Source organism: Frankia sp. CgKIO3, from assembly GCF_977946435.1.
In genome coordinates, this window is sequence record NZ_CDWTMO010000242.1 from 1 (window position 1) to 4,398 (window position 4,398).

General features: G+C 70.2%; 5 protein-coding genes. 3 read left to right on the plus strand and 2 right to left on the minus strand.

What is annotated here, in order from left to right:
* The first annotated feature begins 65 nt into the window (after window positions 1-65).
* Window positions 66-1,514 carry a hypothetical protein gene (locus AC08OJ_RS18770; protein WP_476596433.1) on the plus strand — a complete coding sequence of 483 codons (1,449 nt, stop codon included), beginning with the start codon at window positions 66-68 and terminating at the stop codon, window positions 1,512-1,514.
* Window positions 1,515-1,549: 35 nt separating this feature from the next.
* Here the strand turns inward: AC08OJ_RS18770 and AC08OJ_RS18775 are convergent, their stop codons facing one another.
* A complete protein-coding gene (locus AC08OJ_RS18775; protein WP_476594410.1) occupies window positions 1,550-2,473 on the minus strand; it encodes an HAD-IIA family hydrolase in 924 nt (307 codons plus the stop codon).
* Window positions 2,474-2,614: 141 nt separating this feature from the next.
* The gene (locus AC08OJ_RS18780) at window positions 2,615-2,863 is read right to left on the minus strand and encodes a hypothetical protein (protein ID WP_476594409.1); all 249 of its coding nucleotides are present in this window, start codon (window positions 2,861-2,863) and stop codon (window positions 2,615-2,617) included.
* 772 nt (window positions 2,864-3,635) lie between these two features.
* On the opposite strand from AC08OJ_RS18780, the gene AC08OJ_RS18785 reads away from it, so the two are divergent.
* The gene (locus AC08OJ_RS18785; RefSeq protein WP_476594408.1) at window positions 3,636-4,106 is read left to right on the plus strand and encodes a hypothetical protein; all 471 of its coding nucleotides are present in this window, start codon (window positions 3,636-3,638) and stop codon (window positions 4,104-4,106) included.
* Window positions 4,107-4,195: 89 nt separating this feature from the next.
* On the plus strand, window positions 4,196-4,398 hold a 203-nt coding region (locus tag AC08OJ_RS18790; RefSeq protein WP_476596434.1), incomplete at its 3' end, for a hypothetical protein.

Below are 4,398 nucleotides of genomic sequence, written 5' to 3' on the forward strand. Positions count from 1 at the left end.
GGGGATCGGGGGATCGCGGAACGGGCCGCGGCGGCGGCGATCCCGGATTCTAGGAGGGAACGCGGGTGTCAAGGGGACTGCGTCAGACGCTCGGCGCCAGCTTGGCCGCCACCGTGCTGGCGGTGGGGCTCGCGGCGTGCGGTTCCGGGGACAAGGCACCGGCTCCACCCGCGGAGATCGTCCTCAACCGGGGGCAGGACTCGTCGATCCCCTTCCGCACCGAGGCCGACGGCGAGGTGCTCCTGGACGTCACCACCACCGCCCCAGGGATCTCCTGGGGCTCCCCGGGCGGCGAGTCCGCGGTGTTGTCGCTCTACGTCGACACCGCCTACGCCACCGACCTCGTGATCCCCACCTCCTTCCCGATCAAGCGCAGCCTCGCGCTGGGTCACCTGGCCGCCGGCAAGCACACCCTGCGGACGCTGTTCGCCGCGGACCGGTCGCCCCGCAACGCCGCCACGGCGCGCCTGACCGATCTGACCTTCCGCACCGTCACGCCGCAGGACAACGGCTACCAGGCCCTGGCCCACGCGCCGGTGATCTACGGCCGGACGGCACCGGCCGCCACCGCGAATCCGATGGCCGGCGGGCCGTTCCAGAACGCCGTCACCGACACCCCACTGCTCGCCTTCCACTCCGAAGCGCCAACCGCGATCGCCGGTCATCGCCTGCTGACCTACTCGATGGTGTGGAGCAACGAGGACGAAGGCACCCCGACCCCGGCCCTGATGGCGTTCTGGGGGCGGACCACCGACATCGAGTGGACCTACCAGGTCGAGATCGACGCCACCGGCAACGCCATCCCCGGCAGCGCCGTGATCCAGGGTCCGGAGCACACGTCGCAGCCGTTCACCGGCCGGTACGAGGGCACGCACCCGCTGCTCGGGACCTGCACGCGCAGCAACAGCATGTGCCAGAACACCAACGGCCCGATGCGGTTCGCCCTGTCGGCCGCGGACACCCTCGACCCGAACGCCGAGGCCCCTGAACGGGAGATGGACCGCAACCCGTGGACCTACTGGGTGATGTCCCAGGAGGTCGCCCGGGAGGGCAAGGTCGCCGACGCCCCGGTCCCGAACTCGCGCACCCGGATCAGCGACCCGCGTAACTACCTGTACCTGATCGTCCGGAAGAACACGGTCGGCACACCGAACACCGCCGACGCCTGGGTCGGGCTGTCGGTCGGGGTGCGGCTCGCCGGCAACCCCGAGACCTACCGGTCGAACAAGACCTACCCTGCCTGGTCCATCGAACGGGACGCGCCGGCCGCCACGGCCGTCGAACTCCCGCCCGGGCCGGTCGCGGAGGACATCGCGTCCATCCAGGCGACCCGGGTCGTCGGTGCGGGTGCCGACACCGGTGCGCGCATCCAGGTCGACTCGATCGAGCGGGCGTTCCTGCTGGGTCCGGACGGCCTGCCGCAGCAGTCGTTCCTGTTCACGCCGACGAAGGTGACCCTGACCGCCGCCGCGCCGACCGCGACCCTGTTCCGCCGTTCGCAGGGCGGCTCCTGATCCCGTCCGGGATTCCCTGATTCCGTGGTGGACCCTCACCCACGTGTGGTGGACCCCGGGGTGTGCATCGCTCCCAGGGTCCGACCGTGCGCCCCGGCCCGCTCGGGGGCTCCGGTGCGCTCGGGGGTCTCGGCTGGCGCCGGGCGCACGGCGGCCGTCGGCATGCTGTCGAGCGTCCGCACGTCCCGACCGACGGGCAGCTGGGCGATGCTGCCGACGATGGCGGTCGGCCGGTAGGGAAACCGGTCGACGTCGGTGATGGACGTGATGCCCGACAGCACCAGCACGGTGTCCATTCCGGCCTCCAGGCCGGCGACGACGTCGGTGTCCATCCGGTCGCCGATCACCACGGTGGTCTCGCTGTGCGCGGACAGGGTGTTCAGCGCACTGCGCATCATCAACGGGTTCGGCTTGCCGACAAAGTACGGTGTGACGCCGGTCGCCCGGGTGATCATCGCCGCGACCGCCCCGGTGGCGGGCAGGAGACCCTCCACCGAGGGACCGGTGGGATCGGGATTCGTCGCGATGAAGCGTGCGCCGTCGCGCACCAGCCGTACCGCTTTGGTGATTGCCTCAAAGCTGTAGGTCCGAGTCTCCCCGAGGACGACGTAATCGGGTGACCGGTCGCTGAGGACGTAGCCGATGTCGTGCAGCGCCGTGGTCAGGCCCGCTTCGCCGACGACGTACGCCGATCCCTGGGGGCGTTGGGTGTGTAGGAAGAGCGCGGTGGCGAGGGCCGAGGTCCAGATCCGCTCCGGCGGGATTGTGAGTCCAGCGCCAGCCAGTCGGGCGGACAGGTCGCGGGCCGTGTAGATCGAGTTGTTGGTCAGCACGAGAAAACCCAGGCCTGCCGCGCTGATCCCGGCCAGAAAGGCATCCGCGCCCGGAATGGGATGTTCCTCATGGACCAGAACACCGTCCATGTCGATGAGATAGTTCTCGATCAGATGCTCCGCCATGACCCCCGATTCTCCCCGCCGGCGCTCGATGCCGTCTGCCGGGTGGTCCCCACTCGGCACCATGATGGGGCCCACCCGGCCCGGACGATCCGGCGGGTTCGGTCGCCTCGCCTCACCTCGCCGGGTTCGGGTGATCCCGTCTCACAGCACCGCGATGGCGGCGATCTCCGGTTCGGTGGGCGACATCAGATACAGGGATGGGACGATGAGCCAATCGGCGAATCCCCCGTCGCAGGCGTAGGCCTGCGCATGGCCGGGCGACCGGAACGGGCCGATTACTCCCTGCACCTGCCGGGTCCCCTGCTCCAGGACGATGATCGCCCAGCTGCCCGTCCGGTCCGGTGCGGGTGTCCCCCACTCCGACTCCGACAAGTCCATCACATAGTCCATCTGTGCCCCTTCGCGAACGTCCCTCACCGGTATTCACCAAGCCGCGGGGTGGTAAAGCACCCGGGATATCTTGACGCTTTCACGCAGCTTTGCGCATCGAAACGCCGGATGTCGACCTGGGTCGGTCCGGGATCCTCCGCCGGCAACGGCCGGGTGCGTCCCGTTCGTACATCCGTGAGTACATCGCCGAGCCGGCCGGGAGCGGAACGCAGATGTGTGTGACGAAAATCGAAGTTCCCGTGTGGGGATCCCCTTGGGAGGGAGGAGAAGACGGTGCGTTTTCCCGCACCGACACTCGGGTGATGTCGCAAGCCGGTACTTTGCCCGCTGCCCGCGCTCGCGGTCGTGCAGCCGCATCTACCGCCGCGCATACCGCCGGTCCGGCGTATTGCTATGGCGGTGGCCGGGACAGCCGCCCCGGAGCCGCAGAGCCCCGGAGCCCATTTGGCGGTGCCCGTCTGGCGCTGCCCGTCTGGTGGTGCCCCTCGCGGTGTGCCCCTTTGGTGGTGCCCCCCCGCGGGGCCTCTTCGGTGCCCCCGCGGCGCCTCGGTGCCGCAGCGGGAGGTTGAACCGGGTACGTGGGACGCCGGGCGTCGCGTCACCGGCGCGGTCGGGAGTCGCTCCCGACGCAACGTCAGGATTGAGCTGTGCGTCTGCTTTGTCGCTGACTTCTTGCTATCTGGGGGACCCGTGAGCCGGCGCCGGAGCGACTACCGCACCTGGGAGGGAACTGACCAGGGAGGAACGTCGACGCGGGCCGGCAGTTCTTTCCGTGGTCGGGGTCGTGGCGGTGGTCGTGGTGTTCCTCGTCGTCGGGTCCGGTGGCGGGGCCGGTGCGGCGGCACCGCCAACCACCGACGTCAAGGCCCGGCTCACGTCCTGGTACGCCACCACCGCCCAGGTCCGTTCGGAGGTCGTGCGGGCGGTCAACGCGGTACGGGCCGACATTCAGGCGGCGGACGGCATGTCGCTGAAACCGGCCTGCGCCGACCTGGGGCGGGCCGTCGACCGCATCGGACCTCTGGGCCTCCCGCCCGTCAAGAGCGTGAGCAGGAGTTGGACCGAAGGCGCCGGTGCCTACGCCCAGGCGGTCACGGCGTGCGGGAACCTGTTCGACGGCACACCCGTCCCCCCGCCGGTGCTGCTGCAGCGCACGACCGACGCCCTCAACGCCGGCGACGGGCACTGGACCATGCTCGTCGCCCAGATCGGGGCCCCGGCGCAGATCGTTCCCACCGGCTGAGCGCACCCGGCCGGCCGCTCGCCGGACGACTCGGCCCGCACGTCCTGTCAAACTCGGCTACGTGGACTTCTTCCCGGGCTTTGAGCGCGATGCCCGACCCGCGTGACCTCGACGACGCCCTGCGGTCGGTCCGACCGGCGAGCGAGGACGACGTCGACGTGATGCGCGACATCGAGCGGGCCGCCGGAGTGCTGTTCGCCGGGATTGGGATGACCGACATCGCCGGACATTCTCCGCTTTCAGCCGAGAAGCTGGCGGAGTATGTCGCCGGGGGGCGGGCCTGGGTGAGCGA

Coding starts and splice junctions, on each gene's coding strand:
- AC08OJ_RS18775 (WP_476594410.1), bottom strand. CDS start 2,473: ATGGCGGAGCATCTGATCGAGAACTATCTCATCGACATGGACGGTGTT.
- AC08OJ_RS18780 (WP_476594409.1), bottom strand. CDS start 2,863: ATGGACTATGTGATGGACTTGTCGGAGTCGGAGTGGGGGACACCCGCA.